Below are 17,819 nucleotides of genomic sequence, written 5' to 3' on the forward strand. Positions count from 1 at the left end.
GTAGTCATTGTTCGTTTGCACTACTTATTGTTTTCTTTATTGAACGCGACAATCGGAGCAAAGGGCTCTGAAGATTTCTCGCCCGAGGTCGATAATGATCACAAGACAGGAGAATACCCCATGCGATTCGTGCCCATTGCCGCCCTTGCCCTCAGCATCCTCGCCGTCACGGGCTGCACCCGTTGGTCGATGAACCATCATTTGAACAACGCCTACAGCGCCTATGACCGGGGCAATTGCGAGCAGGTGATGCTCGAACTGTCCAAGGTCGAACGCGCCAGCCGTGCCCGCCCTTATGTGTGGCCGGAAGTGTCGATGATGCGCGGTCAGTGCCTCGAGCGGCAGAAAATGTTCGTCGATGCGGCGCAGACCTATCAGTTCATTATCGCTTCGTACCCCAACAGCGAATACGCCTACCGCGCCCGTGCGCGTCTGGAAACCCTGCAGAGCCTGGGTCACTACCCAACCCGCAGTGCGGCGGCCGTGGTGCGTCCAACTCGCTTTTGATGGCGGTTGTCATACAAAAGCTGGATGGCTGTATAAGGTGAGCTATAGTCCAATGACACCGGTTTAGAGTCTGGACTCCAGACCGGCGCAACACCTGCGACTGGCATGAGCAGTACGTGGCGAATGCCACACCGGAAGCGGGGAGAGCGAGCCTGACGCACAGGCCCGTTCCGAAGCGAGAGTGCGGCTCCGTATTGGAGCCTTGCATGGCGAACTGCGTATGTTTATCGACCGTCGAATCGAACGGCACCAGTTGCCGTATTTTCTGCGAGTGTTCAACAGCGTCACTGACAAACCCATCGGTTTTCTGGGCAACGTGTCCGAAGACGGTTTGATGCTCATCAGCCAGTTGCCGATGATGATCGGTGCCGAATTCAACCTGCGCCTGAAAATCCCCTTGGGCGAGGGCTGTCAGCAGGTCATCGACCTCACCGCTTGCTGCCTGTGGTGCCATGAAGACGCCACGCCCCGGCATTACGACGCCGGCTTCAGCCTGTACCGGACGCCGCCCGAATATGGGCAACTGGTCGAGGCGTTGAAGCAGTACTTCAGTTTTCAGCCGTTGCCTGCTTCGGCCTGAAGACAAAAAAAGGGCCACAACCTGCCGCAGGTTGTGGCCCTTTTTTCTTACGCGGTTATCGCAATCGCCCGCTCGTTATCCAGCGTCTTCTCCGCCAGCAGTAACCCCATCTCGCTCAACTGATAGATCGCCATCGCCAGATGCCGCGGCTTGTCGTCCAGGCTGTCGGCCAGGTCGAGCAGCAGGATGCTGACCGAGGAAAAGGTTTCGTAGGTCTGGATGGCGATGGCTTCCGGGTTGATCTCGGGATCGACCTTGAACATCTGCATGCCGCGATCCACGGAGTTGCGTGGTTTGTCTTTTGGGGGATTGAGGTAGAAATCCAGGGCCCGGTGAGCGGCGTCGTGGAGTTTCTTTGAATCGACGGAGGTGTAGGGGGAGACCGGGTCGGGTTGATCGATCGGGTCCGTTGGATCGTTGTCCAGTGGTGGATTTGGCGTCGGTTTTTTCATGCTTTCGTACTCGTCGTTAGAGCCACCTCTGGCTCGCGACTAAACGAGAAAAGGGTGGCGGCTGTAAGCAGGTTAGTCGACCGGGAGTACGTACCGGTGCGCCCGAGGGCGCCCTGCGAACAGCCACCATCGAGTGCGGGGATAGGGAATACCCGACTGGATGACGCTTATGCGCAACGTACTAAGACCCCGGGCGACTAAACCCGGCCGCTGATTGGCAGCGACGGGATCAAGTTACGGGCCAACGCCAAGGCGCACAAGCCGGCGGATTCTGAGGGATTTGTAGGCAATGGCACAAGGCATCGTAGCCCGTTGTTACGACTTGCAGGACGCTGCCGGAGTGGGTTGTGGGAAAGGTCACCGTTTGTCGGGACTGTCAGATCTGTCAGGTGTGCAAGGGCAATAAGTTGTCATGAAATCAGCGAGCGAATTTTTCTAATGCGCGCCTTCCCTGAATCCTTTCGGAGAAAGTCATGGCTATTGATGGTGACAATGAAAAAGATTTTCCTGACAACGAAGTGGAACGGCAGAGCAAAGGTGATGATGAATTCGAATTCTCGATTATCGAACCGTCTGTTATGGATGATTCGAGCGGTTCGAGATCCAAAGAAAACCAATTGTTTGTAGCCAAAACGTTGAGGGCCGAGAGGCCTGGTTACTGGGCAGAGCTTGAAGTTGAATATTCCTGGAATGCCAATGGCACCTCATTTGATTGCCGAGCAAAACGATATCGCGCCAAGAGTGGTGGTTCTTACACCGCCAAGCTTTGGTTTTCTCTCTACCAAGAGCCTCGAGGATCGACTACCGGTTACTCAACCAATCAGAATGCTTCACAGAGTGGCAACTGGTTTAATTTGAGCTTGGGAGCAAATATACCCATTGACACGCAGAAAGCGCGAATAGGTTTTACTTTTACTTACCAGGCTTCATCGGGTGGGGTCGTATATCCAATAGATCTGGACGTCGCTGAATATATTGTTTGGGTACCCCCTCCTACCCCCCCAACACCGGTGATTGGCTCCCGCAATTTCAGTACCTCAACATTCGATGTCACGGGTACGCAAGGCATCGCCGGGGCCAATATGGTGCTTGATCACGGAGCTGGAACACTGGCACAGCGCATTCAGCCAACCGGCGGAGCCTGGTCAGTGCCGGTTACTGTTGCGGAAGACGTAAACTCTCAGCGGATGCAGGCCTATCAGCAAGTCAATGGTGTAAGTTCAGCTCGTACTTCTTTGATATATATGTATCGAGCAAAACTGACCTACCCAACAGCCGGGGCGGTCGTGCCAATGAAGGACCTCGTCTACCAAGCCATCGGTGCGCCAGACTCGGCAATGTTTGCATTGAACTCCACGAATATTTATGAGAGCTGGTCTGATCAGCACCTGGTTAATTCGTCTGGTGTATGGCAAGGCATATCGATCAAAGTTCTGCCCAGTGGAAATGCAGAGGTAAAAGTTCGTTTTTATGACAATCCCGGTGCGCCTGCCTCCTATGGCTACACTCAGTCGGTTGCCTTCAAAGTATTGGGCTATCCGCTAATTACTCTGCCCACAGATGCCTCGCTTCAGAATTCAAACTTTGATCTCAGCGGCAATAATGGATTAGCGCAAAGTACGATCGTTGCTTATTACGATTTGACGGACACTGCTGTCGGTCAAAGCACTGTGAGACCGGACGGTACCTGGACTATACCTGTGGCAGCCCAAGCGGGTTCGGTTTCACTGGCGGTCGAACAATCTTCCGGAGGCAAGAGTTCCGGACGCGGTACTTATCGCTCGTTCAAGATAAAACCCCCACAACCGACCAGACTGACGGTACAGGTCGATTCCCAAGGCAAGGTGACCCTCGGAGGTGTCGGACATATCGGCGCGACGTTCTATCTCCACGTCGTGAACAACGGGACGCCTTTCCACTCCTTTCCCGTGACAACTTCACCCTGGTCGGAGTTCTTTCCCGATTGGTTGCCGGGTACTTCGTTGATCGGCGGCCGACAAAGTGTGCCCGATGGCTCGGGGCAGCCGATTTATTCGGATTGGGCGCCGGAGAGCACCACGGTCGTGGTGCCTGTTCCTCCCCCGACATTGAGTTTCCTCGTCAGCCCGGACGGCATTCCCACGTTCTCCGGTACGGGCAGGAACTGGTCCGGTCAACCGGCCTCCAGAGTAGAAGTCCGATTGAACAACACCAGTTCTGCAATCGTACCGATTGTCGACGTACGTCCCGATACGACCTGGTCCAGCAAGGCAACTGCACGCTGGGCTCCGGGTACGTATCAGGTTACGGCCACTCAGTGGTTCACAACGCTGCAATCAGGATGGGTTCAGCCGCCTGTGTCCGTGGTCATATCAGCGCCCCTTGCCGTTATCGAAAAAGTGACCCCGAACGGCTTGTTTGCAAAGGTTGTTGGCCAATGCTGGCCTGGGGCGGTGATGACGATAACGTTCAGCGACAACCCTACCCCCCATACGGTTACGGATACGGACAAGAACGGAGAATGGGATTTCCAGCGTCCCACGGCGTTTCGCCCAGGCAGACACACGGTCACGGTCACGCAGACTTTCGGCGGGCAAACCTCCAACCCGGTGTCCACGTCCTTCGATATCGTGGTGAGTGTACTGGTGATCACTCCGCCACCCGGTGGGCAAACGGATCATATGCCGGTATTGCACGGCACCGGCGGGATCGACGGGTTCATGATCCGCGTTTTCGATTTCGTGACCCACGAACTGTTGGGAGAGAAGCCCGCAGCAGGGGATGCGTGGTCGGTAACGCTCAAGGAACTCGACTACGGGACCCGCACCGTTTTCGCCATACAGGTGCTGGATGAGTTGCAATCGCTACCCAGCAGTACGGTCGCTTTCGAAGTGAAGTTATTGGCACCGATCCTGAACCTTCCACTCACGCAAACCTCTGTCCCCCGGACGTTCATGGTCGAGGGCAAGGCTCGGCCGGGAAAGGGGTTCGATCGGACAGAGGTCGAGTTGTACGTCGGTGATTCCGTGCAGCCTCGAATCTATCCAAATATGAGCGACGGCTATTTCAAACATTTCCTCACATTGCCGTTGGGTCCTTGCGAGCTGAAAGCCAGACAGTTTTTCAAAGATCTGATATCGCCGCTTTCCGGTGATGTGAAAATTACAGTTGTTCCTGGCGGTGCGCTCATCGAAACGCCAGGTGTGGGCGAGGCTGTCGGACAGGTTGCGGTGATCTGTGGGTTCGGATACCCGAGTGACACAGTCGTGGTTGCACTGCCTGGCGGCACGGAGCTGGGAAGTGCCCAAGTCCAGGAGGACGGGACGTGGTCCTGTCGGATTGTGCTTCCTGAGACCGGCACGGACCTTTCACTCCTCACCCAGCAGCGCAACGGTGAGTACCACTCGGGTTGGTCTGAACCCAGAGCGGTGAAGCGGCTCGCGGCACCACCCACATTTAGCGAACCGCCCGAGGGCAATTGGGGGGGAGCAACACCCAAATTCGCAGGTGGCGCTCTGGCGGATTCGAATGTTGATGTGATCGCCTGGTACGACCCCGACGAGAAACATGCCGAAGGTCTTGTGACCAACGGCGGGAGTTGGTCCGGTGTATCCGCGCGTAATTTGCTTGCTGGCCCGCAATGGGCTCGCGCCGTGCAGATCGTGGGTGGAAAACGATCCATCGCAGCTGACAGTAAACGATTCGAAGTCGTGCTGCCTGACGAGCTGCCACCCCCGCTTTAATCCGACCAATGGTTGCGTCTGCTGTCATTTCTGACAGTAGACGCTGTTGACTCAATGGGGCCAAATCCATTGCAGGCGCAATTAGAGACCCGACGTTGCTTCACTGGAAGTCAAGTCGGATCCAGGAGCATCAACATGACCCAGTCTCCCGCACAGATCGCTCAGAAGATGTTCACTCAAACGGTCAGAAAACCCAAACGCTCGTCCACGACGGCGCTGACACGTTTTTTCAAGGAGGGTGGATCGATCGCCGTACTGGCGCAGAAAGGCGTCGACGGTTTGATGCACGACTATGGCCTGAACCGGCAACAGGCGGGCGAGTTCCAGCAGCGGCTCAATGTGCTGTCGACCGTGGTATTGCGGCAGTTCATTGAGCACCAGTTGACCGGCAGAGATGTCAGGGCTGTTGCGCGTACGGGGCTCAATAACGGTCCGAATTACACCTTGTTGTTCGAGCCGAACTTCGACACTTTGTGCCCGCCGGGTGCGATCGAAGCCATTCATTCGCCTGCGGCGTATCTGACAACCCTGTTGCATTGGGCATTGCATCGGCTGGGGGTGACTGATGGCAAGGGTCTTCCACTGGTTGACCGGCGTACGGATCTCGAACAACTGTTGATCGATGTCAAGGCCGTCCAGGGTGCAGTGTCGTCGGTGGAAGTGATCAGCCACATCATGGAACGCTTCATCACCGTCACGCTGGGGTCAATTCAAAACCTGGACGAGGCGTTGAACCAGGAGGCCTTTCCTCGGGAGCTGCCCTTTCACTGGCCCTGGGTCACGCTCGATCATGTACTGAAGGGGCATGGCGAATCGGTGGGCAGCGTGGTGCGTCTGTGCGATTTACAGTATCCGTACTTTCTTCGCTCGGCACCGTGGAGCGCCAAGTCGGATGACGCCCTCGTTCAAGCTGCAAGGTTGAGTCCATCACAGCGGACAATCCTGACCGAGGCGCCGCATTTCCCAGATGGGGCGGACGAGTTCTACCTGAAATACCTTGGTCTCAAGGATATTTCGGTTGGTAATCTGAGGCTCGTCGCCGTTTTCAATGAAAGAACGAAGCTGGATACGCTGGCGCTTGAGGCATTGCTTTCGATTGAAGGTTTCACTCCCTTCCTGTCCGAAAATGCGCCGGGTGTCGTCACGGGTCCTTTACCTGTAACAGGCAAGGACCATGGGTCTGTCTTTGTTCATGAGGCAAAGTCCCCGCCCATCAGCATCGTCAATACCGGCGTAGAACTGCTCAACCGCTTCGAGGATATGGAGCCCGACCGGGTTGATCGCGCCAATCGTATGGTGCGACTGACCGACTGGTTGCGGTTGGCCAGTCACGAAACCGATCGACTGATCGTTGCGGCAATGCTCGCTGAAATGCCCCCGCCGACTCCCTCTCGCTACTGGATCACAGCCAATACTTTGCGAGCTTTGGGCCTGTTCCAGGAACTGCGGGAGGTCTTTGGATGCACCGCTGAAGACTTCGCCGCCTTTATCGGGCCGCTTTCCGTTTTCGGGCGCGGTACGGAGCGTGCCCAATACGATCGAATTTTCAACAGTAATGCCGCCAGCTCTCGTCCTTTGGTACTTGATGACCGACCCTTGCCGGTGATCCCCGAGACGGCTGCCGACCTGCTTACGATCCAGCAATTGTGCGCAGGTCTGGGCATTGATCTGGAAACCTATTTTTATCTCGCCAACCTGATTGCCGCTGCTCATGGCCTGACTCAGTTCAAATGCAGCTTGCCGATCGTCTCCAGTTTTTATCGCCTGGTCAGGCTGCCCCGGTTACTGGGGATCACTCCGATCGAAGCGGTCCTGTTGTTGAATCTGAAGGGAGGTCAGGTCTGGGTGAACACACTGGCCGGCGTGCCGCAGATCAACAACCAAAAATTAGCTGATACGCCGGACGTACTGAGTGTGATGCATGCCTTGATGGATTGCGTGCAGTGGGCTCAGACCGTGCAGTTACCGGTGCACTGGGTGGTTCAACAAGCAACAGCCTGGCCACCGAGCCGGCCCGATGAAAGACAGCTCATGCTGTTCGATCAATGGCGTCGGCAGGCCCCGGCGGCTCAGATGACGGAAGATATGCTGAAACTGGCCGGTATCGAGCCCTTGTCGAACAATCGGCAGTGGTTGCGGGCGTTGAGGGCGTTGGTTGACGAGCAGGGACTGATTCTTGATTTTGTTGAGTCAGCGGATCAGACCTTCGAAGCCCATGCCCGGGAAATAACGGAGCGGGCCGTGGTGGCGGAGACGGGAAGCCTCGATACAGGTCTGGTGGCGCTGATTCTGGCGGTCGTGCTGCGTTGCCGTGCCAGTCAGAACAGCATGGTACAGGAGGGGGTGGCTGCTTATAGCGGTCTGAAGCCGGATCTGGTTCTGAAGGTGCTTGGCTGGTCCGGCGCAAATGTGCATTTCGTATTGGCTCAGGTGCTCAGATTGCCGGAAGCCTCCAGGGACAGCGGCACTGTGTTGCAGCGGGAAGACCCGTCGAGCGATCCTGTTCTGCAGGTGCTGGCCGAGTTCTCCAGACGCAGCGCCGTGGTCGCGAGGCTGGAACTCAGCGGTGAATTTCTCACTCACTTCATCGCGACCGGGTATCGCGAATGGTTCGGTCTGCACTCGGTCGAAGCATTCGACCTTTCAGCGTTGTATTACCTGACAGTCTACAAACGTGCCCTGGGCATGAGCGATCAGCCGGAAACGAGGCTGGTTGACTATCTGCGCCGCGTCAACGCGCTGCCGGCCAACCTGAACAATCACGGTCTTGAGCTGGTCCAGGAGCGTGCCGCGAAGTGGCTCGCCGAGCTGTTCAACTGGAGCGTGGATGAAGTGCGCATCTGCGCCGCCCATGTGAACCCGTCGAAAGGCTTGGTCGTGACCCTGCAACAACTCGATGTGCTGACACGCATTCGTTTGTTGGCCAAAAAGACCGGTCAGAGTGCCAGGACACTCCTCGAGCTCGGGAAGCTGCCACCGGACAGCAAATATGCCGACTATGAGCATGTCGCAGACCTTGTCAGAGCCAGTCTGACGGCCACGACCGAACCGACTTATGCTGACGACGTCATGGCCGTGGGGCTGGACGTGATCGTGCGCTGGACGACGGTGCCCGATCCCGTCAGGTTGATTGCCAACAAACCGGGCGAATCTGCCGAATTTACCGTAACGGTAGAGAACCGCGAAGGTCAGGCGCGATTGAACGTCAATGTTCATTGCGCCACCACGCTGGGCCGGTTTGAACCTTCAATGATCACCACCGACATCAATGGCACGGCGAAAGTGAAGTTCTTCCCGGACAGCCGGATGGGCAGCGTCACCCCCGTTTTCTGGCTGGATCTGGGTGAGGAAACGGCCGCACCGCGGATCGAGATCGGGCCGGATATGGCCACGCTCCATTTGAAATCCCAAAACCCTTTCCCCATGCCCGACAGCACCGTGCTGATCGGAACGCCGGTGACCTACCGCGCCATTGTCCTGGACGACTACGACAACCCCATCGCAGGCGCATCGGTGACCTGGAATCTCGATCCGCTGCCTCAGGCTGAGATCAAGACTATTACTGACCGGCAAGGAGGTACCGAGGTGACATTCACCAGTGCCGAGCCCCTTATCGTGAAGGTTAAAGCGACGGCTGAAAACTCGACGGCCGTCACCTTTCGCGATGTGAAATTTGTTGCAGCCCTTCCCGCGCGCCAGCGAGTGCCAGCGCCCCGCAAACAACGCAAACAACGCAAACAGTGACAGGAGACGGTGATGCTCAACAAAACTTCAGGTGAGCTGTCAGCCCTGCGCCGCAATGCGTTGATTGATTTCTGTCTTCACGCAAAGCATGACAAGGCCAATCATCCCTTTCCGATGAACACCCAATCGGCGGATGACCTCTGGGAATGGCTGCGCTCCGATCCGCTGGACAGCGACGAGATTGAAACCTCGTGGGTGGCGGAGGCCGTGAGTTGTTTGCAGGCCTACATTCATGCGGTGTTCCAGAAGCTCGAGCCGGGGTACGACGGGCGGGAGTTCGATCCTGACCTTCTGCAAGAGTGGGAGCTCGCGGGCAGTTACGGGCCATGGTCGGCAAGCATGCTGCTGTTGTGCAAACCTGAGGATTACATCACGCCTTATGTGCGCATCCGTAAAACCGGGTTGTTCAGGGCTCTTGAGGGTCATGTGAATCAGACCTCGATCACTGACGATTCGGTGCTCAGGGGCGCTCAGCACTACCTGCGCAGCTTTGAAGAAACCTGCAATCTGAACGTCAAGACCGGTTATCTGGATGGGTCCAATCCGCTGAACACGCGTTATTACCTGGTGGGCAGGCAACGCGTTGCGCCTTTTGGCTGGTTCTGGCGTGAAGCGAAAATCGAACTCGCCGTCGACTCGCCATCGGTCAACCCGACGGCATGGCAAGAGTGGAAGTCTGCCGACATCCCCACCGATGACACGGTGCTGGATTGTCGTATGGTCTTTTGGGAGGGCCGGCCATGCATGGTCTGGGTCCAATGGCGCCCGGGCGTTTTCGATAACGCGGGTGAACTGCAAAGCCTCCATGAGCTGGAAGTCATGGTGGCGTTCATCGCGCTGGATGACAGCTGGTCGCCACCCATCCGCTTGCACCTGCTGCAGACGGACAGGGACGTTTCGAAGGGTTGCCGGTTGGTCGCGCTGATTTTGCGCGACGAGATCGATCCCTTGTATCCAAAGGGCAGGCTGGCGGTGCATGTGACCAATGCCCAGCCCAAAGTCGGTACGTCGTCAGTGCTGTCTGTCGCGATCTATGAAACCCGTGACTCGCTGTTTCGCAAGGTGAAGGATGAAACGGCGGTCATGGATTACCTGGCCAATCACCTGTTTGTCGAGCGCCGTACGCTTCAGCAAAAAATGCGGCCACAGTTGTTTCCGGCCGTTGACAGCCAGATCACCAAGCCCGGCACGCTGGCTGAATACCTGGGGATCAAGGCTTATATCGTGCGTAACAGCGCTACTGAGCACTCGCTCTGGGTACAGGGGTATTGTGCTCATGTCTCACGTGGCGGTGGCACAGGGATCGATTTCACACTGGCCGTCAAGTCTTCCACCGGCACCGACCCTCAGCCGTTGACTGACAAGTACCCGCCCTCCGGCGGATGGGCAACGAAATGGGTGGAAATCAAGCGGCCGGCGTTCAACAGCAGCACGATCACCGTGACGCTGACAGGCGCCGCAAACAACGGTGAGCGAACCCTCGTCCTGACGGTCCCCGCCACGCTCGGTGATCATGGACCTCTGCCGTATATCCATGACACCGATGCGCAGGGCGCCCAGTTTCTGGCCTTCAACCAACCATCGAATGTTCTCCAGCTGAAATACGTCCGGCTCAATACATTGATCGGTCACGAACTGGTGCTGCGTTCCAGTGTATCGATCGGGGCGTTGCTGGACTGGGCGACGCAGTTTCCGAAGGAGCCGCCTTTGCCCGAAAGCCAGGTCGAGCCGAACGGTCCGTTCGATGGTGCCAACGGTCTGTTTTTCTGGGAGCTGTTTTTTCACTTGCCGCACCTGATTGCCGTCCGGCTGCGTGACGAGAACCGTTTTGAAGCGGCCCAGCGCTGGCTGCATTTCATATTCGAGCCGCAGTTGCCCGCTAAACCGGCGCAGGGTGATATCCCGGCAAGACCACAATACTGGCATTGCCGGCCTCTGGACGTGAAAAAGCCCGACATCCGCTATTGCTATGAAGTCTTCGCACCGGGGGATCCGGATGCCATCGCCTATTCATCGCCCTGGCATTACAAGGTCGTGATTTTCCTCGAGTACGTGAACAACCTCATAGCCTGGGGTGACTGGCTCTATCGCCAGATGACGCGAGACAGCCTGACGGCCGCCAAGCTGCAGTATGTCCGGGCTCGATCGCTGATGGGAGCCAGGCCGGATACCCGTAGCGTCAATCGCTGGGTTGCAAAGGAGCTTGCTGAACTTGTGGGAGAGATGCAGACCCGGCCGGCCCTCGCGGATTTTGAAAAGACGCTGCAGCTGCGAGCGGAGGATTTACCGGTCAGGGCTGCGCGTACTCAGCACCTGGGTGTCTACGGAACGCGTTCTTTCAAGATACCGGTCAGTCCGCGCTTGCTGACGTTCTTTGATCTGCCTCATCAGCGTATCGACAACATTCGTCATGGTCGGACAATCGACGGCAAGCTTGCATCCGTCCCTCTTTTTACCGCCATGGATCCAAGAGAGTTGCTGAGCCGCCTGGCAGCAGGTAGCGCGGGACCGGTGCGACCGATGGGTGGGCAGTTACGAGTGGCCGCCTATCGCTGGAAGGTACTGTTCGATGCAGCGTTGCACATGGTGCAGCACTTGCAGGAGCTGGGAAACGAAGTGCAGCGACTGCTTGAGCACCAGGACCGGGTTCAGCAGGAGGGGTTGCAGCAACGTCATTTGATCGAACTGGGTGAATTCGCTCGTCGGGCACAAGAAGAGTCCATCGCACGCGAGGTCGAGAGTCTTACGGCGCTGCAGCACAGCAGAACCATGGCCGAAGAGCGTGAGCTGCATTACGCCGATCTGTACGACAAACACATTTCCCCCGATGAGTTCAAAGTCATGGAGCATGTGGAGGCTGCTTCGGGCCTCGTTTCTCTGGCCACCGGCTTTCAAATGGGGGCGGCGGTCATCCATGCATTCCCCAACATTTTCGGATTGGCCAATGGCGGTCATGAGCCAGGTCACTTGGTAAGCGCCGTGGGGTTTGGTTTCCAGATCGCTGCAGAAGTGCAGCGCGCTAACGCCGAAAAGACACTTACCTCCGAAAACTACCGTCGTCGCCGGCATGAATGGCGATTGCTGCGAAATCAGGCCATTACAGAAAAGAATGCGATCAGTGCCCAGATCGCTGCCCAGGAACGGGCCATCAATGCCGCAAGGATCAATCTGGAACAGACCCTTGCCGCGAATAGCCAGGCGCTCAAACTGTTCGAATTCCTGCAGACCCGGGCGACCAACCTGGAGCTTTACCAGTGGCTGATGGGGCAACTGCAGACCTTGCACTTCCAGGCGTATGACGCCGCTGTTGCACTGTGCCTGAGCGCTCAGACAGCCTTGCGAGCGGAAACCTGTGAGTTCGAGGCCTATCAACTGGACACGGATGTCTGGCGCGACCAGCGGCGCGGCTTGACGGCTGGAGCGAGATTGCAGGCCGGTCTGTTGCGAATGCGGTCGGAATATTTGCAACGCAATGAGCGACGCCAGGAAATCGTCAAGACCGTTTCGCTACAACGGCTGTTCAACGATCCGGCGACCCGGCCAAAGGGCTTTGACAACTGGACTGATGCGCTGGAGCACTTGCTCAAAACGGGCGCACTGGATTTCGAGCTGATTCAGCTGCTGTTCGATCGCGACTACCACGACCATTACTGCCGCCAGATTTCTCGCGTAGAAGTCAGTTTGCCGGTGCTCACCGGGCCCTTCGAAAATGTGGTGGCGAACCTGATACAGGTCGGCAGCTATATCGCCACAAAACCGTCGAACGAGTCTTTGGAATATCTGCACTCCGGTGAAGGCGTTGCGCCTGTCGATGTGCTGATCAACCTGAGCAGTGGGCAGCAGGTTTCCCTGTCCACCGGGCTGGATGATACCGGTGTGGTTTCACTCAGACCTGACGAAGGCATGACGCTGCCGTTCGAAAACACCGGTGCCGTCTCACGCTGGCGGATCGTATTTCCCTGGTATGTGAAGCAACAGCCGATGCTGTTATCGCTGACCGATATCGTGATCAAGGTGTTCTACACCGCCAGGGTCGGAGATCTGGCTTTTTCCAGAAAAGTACAGGAACTGGTGAACGAGGCCGAGCGCAAGATCGAGGCCAAGGGGACGCAATCATGAGCGAAAGAGACATCGACACGGATTACAACTTCGTGATGAATGGCGACATGACTGAGGGCTATGACCACTGGGACGATGTGACCAATCCTGGAGGCGTCGCCATCCGTGATGACAGGTGGGAAGACACCATCGTATCGATCATGACGCTGACCCACCGCGCGGCGGTTCGGCAAAGGATGATCGTGCCGATCGGACAGCAGGCGCAGGCCCGTTATAGCCTGCGTTTTCTCTACGAGAACACCTACTCGTCATCGGCCGGGCTGGTGGTGGTCAATAAAAGGGGCAGTGCAGAAAAGTTTGAAATCGTATTGCCGGCGAAGACAGGGTCGCAGGATGCCGATCCTTTGGCGGTTGATCTGACCGAGATGCGCAAGGATTTGCCGGACAGCCTGGGTTTGCAAGCGGGTGATGAGCTGGAGATCAATATGAGCAGCCCGGTAAGGGCCGTGGGCGAACCCGGCTCTGTGGAAATTCGCCTGACCGGAATAGAGATAAAACTGAATCTTCCGGCGCTGGGGTTGTTGGCCGTTCTCAATGATGGCAAACGTTTCGACGCGGGCAGCGTCCTGCCGATCTGCCTGGGCGCTACCGGGGATCAGCGTCACAGGGTCTCTTTTGCGGTTGATCCGCTGAGTGTCTGGAAAAATCTCAAGGCCTGCCTGTGGTTTGAGGACAACCCGCAGGAGGCCATTTACGCTGAGCCCGAGTTGGGAACATCTCAGCTCATCAGTCTGGACTGGCTGCTGGATTGTCCAGAGCTGTCAGGCAAAGAACCTTATGAACTGAAGGCGAAGATTTACAGCCAATACTCGGCGCCACCTTATTCGTTGTTGGTTTCCTGGGGGCATCATCGCTTGGAGCTGCTCGCGCTCAAACAGGCCGAGACGTACCCGGTCATCGAGTACGACCAATCGGTGGAGCTGCAGGTTCAGGTCAGATCCTTCTATACCCACGCACCGGTTGCGAGTGAGGTGGTCTGGCGGGTAGAGGGTAAGGCAGGGAAGGTTCTGCACCGGGCCCCCACCGATGCTCAAGGTCGTGCGACGTATCGGTACACGCCAACCGAGGAGGGGGTGAGCAAGATTACCGCCTCGGTTGTCAGCCTTTTGTCCGACGATGGCGAAGCGACGCATACCTTCGAGGTTCGGGCGTTTGCTATAGATCCGTTCAAAACCTTGCAGGCTCGGTTCGATGGCGGGGCACCGGCCGTCTGGGGGGAGAAAATCCGCTATCCGGAACGCGGTGAGCGTTTTCTCGTCAATCTGGACATACCTGCGGGGCATCCTCTGAGCGCCGCCGAGTTTTTCCTGATCTGGGCACATGGTGATTCTCAAGCGGACGTGGGGGCAACCGCTCAACCGGACTTCGGGACTCCAGCGCCTGTTGTCGGCGGTACAGTCCTCTGGACAACGAACTTCGAGGACAAGCGCGACGGCCTGTTTGACTGGGCCCTCGGTTGTACCGGGTTGCAGCATTTATCGCCACGCAATGCCCTGTCGCTGGCGTACAACAGAGTCGAGATCGGCGAAACCTGGGGACCGAGCACGTCGCCGGTGCTGGACGAACGCGGAATCGTCACCTGCATGGTGAATGTGCAAAAGGGCGACAGACAACCTGTCAGTAACGTAGACGTCGAGTTTGAAACACCTACCGGAACGGTCAGATCCCTCACGGGATTTGATGGCTGGGCAAGTGTGGATCACCAGCCAATCGATGCCAATGACTACACAATTATTGCGCGAGTACAGCGCCACGAAGACGCGCCAGTGGAAGAGCATTCATTCGCCGTCAAAGTTTTGCCCACCAGCGCATGGAAAGGGCAGGTCAACTTCTCTCTGGACGGAAAACCGGTCGATCGACTGATTCAGGGTGTGGTCTGTCGGCGTGGCACAGCGCACAAACTGCGGATTGATCCTGTTGCGGGCAGCAGCTTAATCGACAAGTCGATTGCACTGGACTGGAATGGGGATACGCCCCCTTTGCCGGGGTTTCAGCTGGACCCGCAAGTCGGTGTTCCGCGGGTCATGACTGGTTCCGGCCTTGAGTGGGACATCACCTCGGGCACCGATCTCAGCGGGTTCTCGACATTGGCGTTCAGCAGTTCCCATTTGCCGGAAAAGCGCGAGTTTCCCTTGCGGCTGCTGGCTGCCGATCTCGCCAGTGAGGTCCGGGTGATGCTTGATCATGTTTCGGCTGAGCCGGGTAAAGACACGTTGTATCCCTGCCTGTGGGCGTCTCACCAGTCGATGCATATGCCATATGGGATCAGCGCACTGCATGGGCTGCCTGTGAAAATGGCCATCACACCCTTAGCACCGGGAATGGTGGTCAACCCGCCACTGAATGAGGATGTCGTCATGACGGCGGGTGGTGCGCGCAGGCAACTGGACTTCACCAACAGCACAGCCGATGTCGAGATGACTCAGACCGCTACCATCATGATCGATGGAGAGTCGATGACGGCGCAGATTCAATTGAAGCTGGGTCACAACAAAATCAAATCGGTTTCCGCTCTCGGGCCGGCGATTGATCCGGTATTGAGCAAGGGACAGCGTGCGAGAGTGCAAGCGCAGTTCTACTCGGCATTTGCCGATCGGCCGGTCGAGTCTTCGCTGATTGGATGGCGGGAGGGAAGTGAAGGCCCAGTCAACGCAACGACAGATTCAGATGGCTGGTCAGTGTATGACGCGCAGTCGCAGAGCGCGGGTATCAGTGCAGTAAGCGCGACTGCGCTCAATCCCTACGATCAAACCACGGCCGAGCAGCATTTTGAACTCAACACCTTGTCGGTCGATCCGTGGACAAGTCTGCGGTTGGTCACCGGTTCATCCGATCTTTGGGGGCAACGTCCTCTGTTCCCGAGGCGTGGTGAGCCGTTCAGCTTTGATCTACAGGCCGATTACGACAATCCCTTGTGCAATCAACGGCTGGCCGTCGGCCTGAGTCATCCTGGCCCGAGCGAGCTTGGAGTTGAATTCAACGAGCCGTTGGGTGAGTACCGAGATTGGACGAGCGAGGGGCTGAAATGCTCTTTCAATGCCGGCGATATCAAGGACGGCAGCGTGTCCGTCCGATTGGCCGCCAGTCGTTTACTGGAACTGTCTCCTCCTCAGCCCATGTCATTGGGTACCCAAGCTATTTCTGCGCACATCAATGCGAGCGCCGGTGTGCTTCAGACTGTCAATTGGGGGGGGGCTGTTGTTTACGAAGTCTTCTTGACCAGCGCATTGACCGGCAAGTCGATGGCCAATGTGCGGGTCAAGTGGGAGCGGTCGGAATATGAGGCGATGTTCACGACCACAGATTATCGGGGTAAGACGTGGATCAGCTTCGTCCCCGACTCGCCTGGTGCAGGTGCAGTTCGTGCTTCGGTAGCCGGCGGTTCGGACTCGGCGTTTGTCGATTTCCAGTACTTCATGAATGAACCTCGGCAGATTGAAGCTTTGTCCGCTGATGTGACGGAGGGCACACCGGGGACGAGGGTAACAGCACACATCATTTTGGTGTCGGCCATCAGTGGCAGGCGTTTGAAAGGCGTCGAAGTCGAATGGAGGTTTCTCGACCTTGCCATCCCGTCGACGAAAACCGACGAAAACGGGGAAGCCGAGGCGTCGTTCAGATTGCCAGCCTTCAACACAGCGGTCTTTCGCGCAACAGTGAAAGGTGGGATTGCCGGTTGGAGTGTCAAACAAGTCGAGTTCAAAGGGGTGCCGAATGTCTAATATTCCCGCTACTTCACAGACCTGGTTGCAGAATTTCAGACCCTACGTGAATGGAGAGCGGGTGAGGTGGCCTGATCTCCAGTTGAATCTCGCAGAGGGAGAGTCTTGCGAGATCATGCTCGAGTTCGAGTACAGTTATCTGATAGGCGATCCCGAATCAGCACTCGTGCTATGTTGCGTCCCTGACGCAGGCGAGATGGGGCTGGTAAGTGATCCGCCTTTTGGACAGCAGATTGACATGGCGCAAGGGCTGATATCTTTGAGTTGGACGATCACCACCGATCAGGTACCCAGCAGCTCATTTAAATTGCATTTTGAAATGCCTAACTATCAAGGAATGCCTCAGTCGCCGGTGATTCCAGGCGAAATTCTCAATTTCGCGCAGGAAATGGATGTTTTGTTCGATAGTTTTCACGTTGGGCTCCGTTCGGAACATCACGGCTATCCCTGTCATGGTACAACTCACACCATTACTGTTTTACCCAAACCTTCCAGTCAGTTGTTGAACAAGCACATAAAGCTGATAACGGGGGCAGAAAGCGTTGGTGTAGTGGTTTCCCCTCCACCGCAGGCTTCGCAGCAGCTGACGGCAGAGGGGATAAGATGGCAACTGGATTGTCGCAGTACGTCAAATGACGCGGAGTTCTCCATACGGCTGAGCGTGGATGATGGGAGTGCAACATCATCAGCGTTGCCGATGACGCTGGGGCATAATCTAGTGACTGCGTATCGTTGGCGGGAAGAACACTATTCCCACCCTGATATCACATGGTATTCACACCATATCCGTGCGACCTCAGTATTTCTGGGTAAACCTGCACTGGGTGTTCAAGTCGAGGTCATCTTTAATGGGAGCTCAAGCTACAGAAGTACCGATTCGAAAGGAGAAGTCCACGTAAATGATCAGATGGGCAATGGCGATATAAAAACTCGTATCCGTAATCGTTACGATGAAACTGATGTTTGACATTGT

General features: G+C 56.6%; 8 protein-coding genes. 7 read left to right on the plus strand and 1 reads right to left on the minus strand.

The window, feature by feature from the left end; all coding sequences use genetic code 11:
* The first annotated feature begins 120 nt into the window (after positions 1-120).
* Together JJN09_RS13985 and JJN09_RS13990 are read left to right on the plus strand one after the other, a co-directional pair.
* On the plus strand, positions 121-507 hold the full coding sequence (locus JJN09_RS13985; protein ID WP_249490636.1) for a tol-pal system YbgF family protein: 387 nt from the start codon (positions 121-123) through the stop codon (positions 505-507).
* Positions 508-727: 220 nt separating this feature from the next.
* A complete protein-coding gene (locus tag JJN09_RS13990; protein WP_249490637.1) occupies positions 728-1,087 on the plus strand; it encodes a PilZ domain-containing protein in 360 nt (119 codons plus the stop codon).
* Between the two features lie 47 nt (positions 1,088-1,134).
* Here JJN09_RS13990 and JJN09_RS13995 read toward each other — a convergent pair whose 3' ends face one another.
* Positions 1,135-1,539 carry a DUF6124 family protein gene (locus JJN09_RS13995; RefSeq protein ID WP_249490638.1) on the minus strand — a complete coding sequence of 135 codons (405 nt, stop codon included), beginning with the start codon at positions 1,537-1,539 and terminating at the stop codon, positions 1,135-1,137.
* A 473-nt stretch (positions 1,540-2,012) separates the two neighbouring features.
* Here JJN09_RS13995 and JJN09_RS14000 point away from each other — a divergent pair, with 473 nt between their 5' ends.
* The 5 genes from JJN09_RS14000 (at position 2,013) to JJN09_RS14020 (ending at position 17,813) form a co-directional block, all read left to right on the plus strand.
* Positions 2,013-5,261 (plus strand): hypothetical protein, encoded by a 3,249-nt coding sequence (locus JJN09_RS14000; RefSeq protein ID WP_249490639.1) that lies wholly within the window; start codon positions 2,013-2,015, stop codon positions 5,259-5,261.
* Positions 5,262-5,396: 135 nt separating this feature from the next.
* Entirely contained in the window at positions 5,397-9,005 is a 3,609-nt protein-coding gene (locus JJN09_RS14005; RefSeq protein WP_249490640.1) for a Tc toxin subunit A, read from the plus strand.
* A gap of 12 nt (positions 9,006-9,017) precedes the next feature.
* Entirely contained in the window at positions 9,018-13,124 is a 4,107-nt protein-coding gene (locus JJN09_RS14010; protein WP_249490641.1) for a neuraminidase-like domain-containing protein, read from the plus strand.
* On the plus strand, positions 13,121-16,846 hold the full coding sequence (locus JJN09_RS14015) for a hypothetical protein (protein ID WP_249490642.1): 3,726 nt from the start codon (positions 13,121-13,123) through the stop codon (positions 16,844-16,846). The genes JJN09_RS14010 and JJN09_RS14015 overlap by 4 nt, the downstream gene beginning before the upstream one ends.
* On the plus strand, positions 16,839-17,813 hold the full coding sequence (locus tag JJN09_RS14020; protein ID WP_249490643.1) for a hypothetical protein: 975 nt from the start codon (positions 16,839-16,841) through the stop codon (positions 17,811-17,813). Before JJN09_RS14015 ends, JJN09_RS14020 begins: the two co-directional genes overlap by 8 nt.
* Positions 17,814-17,819: the final 6 nt, after the last annotated feature.

Origin of the sequence: Pseudomonas sp. HS6, from assembly GCF_023375815.1 — a bacterium.
GTDB lineage: Bacteria > Pseudomonadota > Gammaproteobacteria > Pseudomonadales > Pseudomonadaceae > Aquipseudomonas.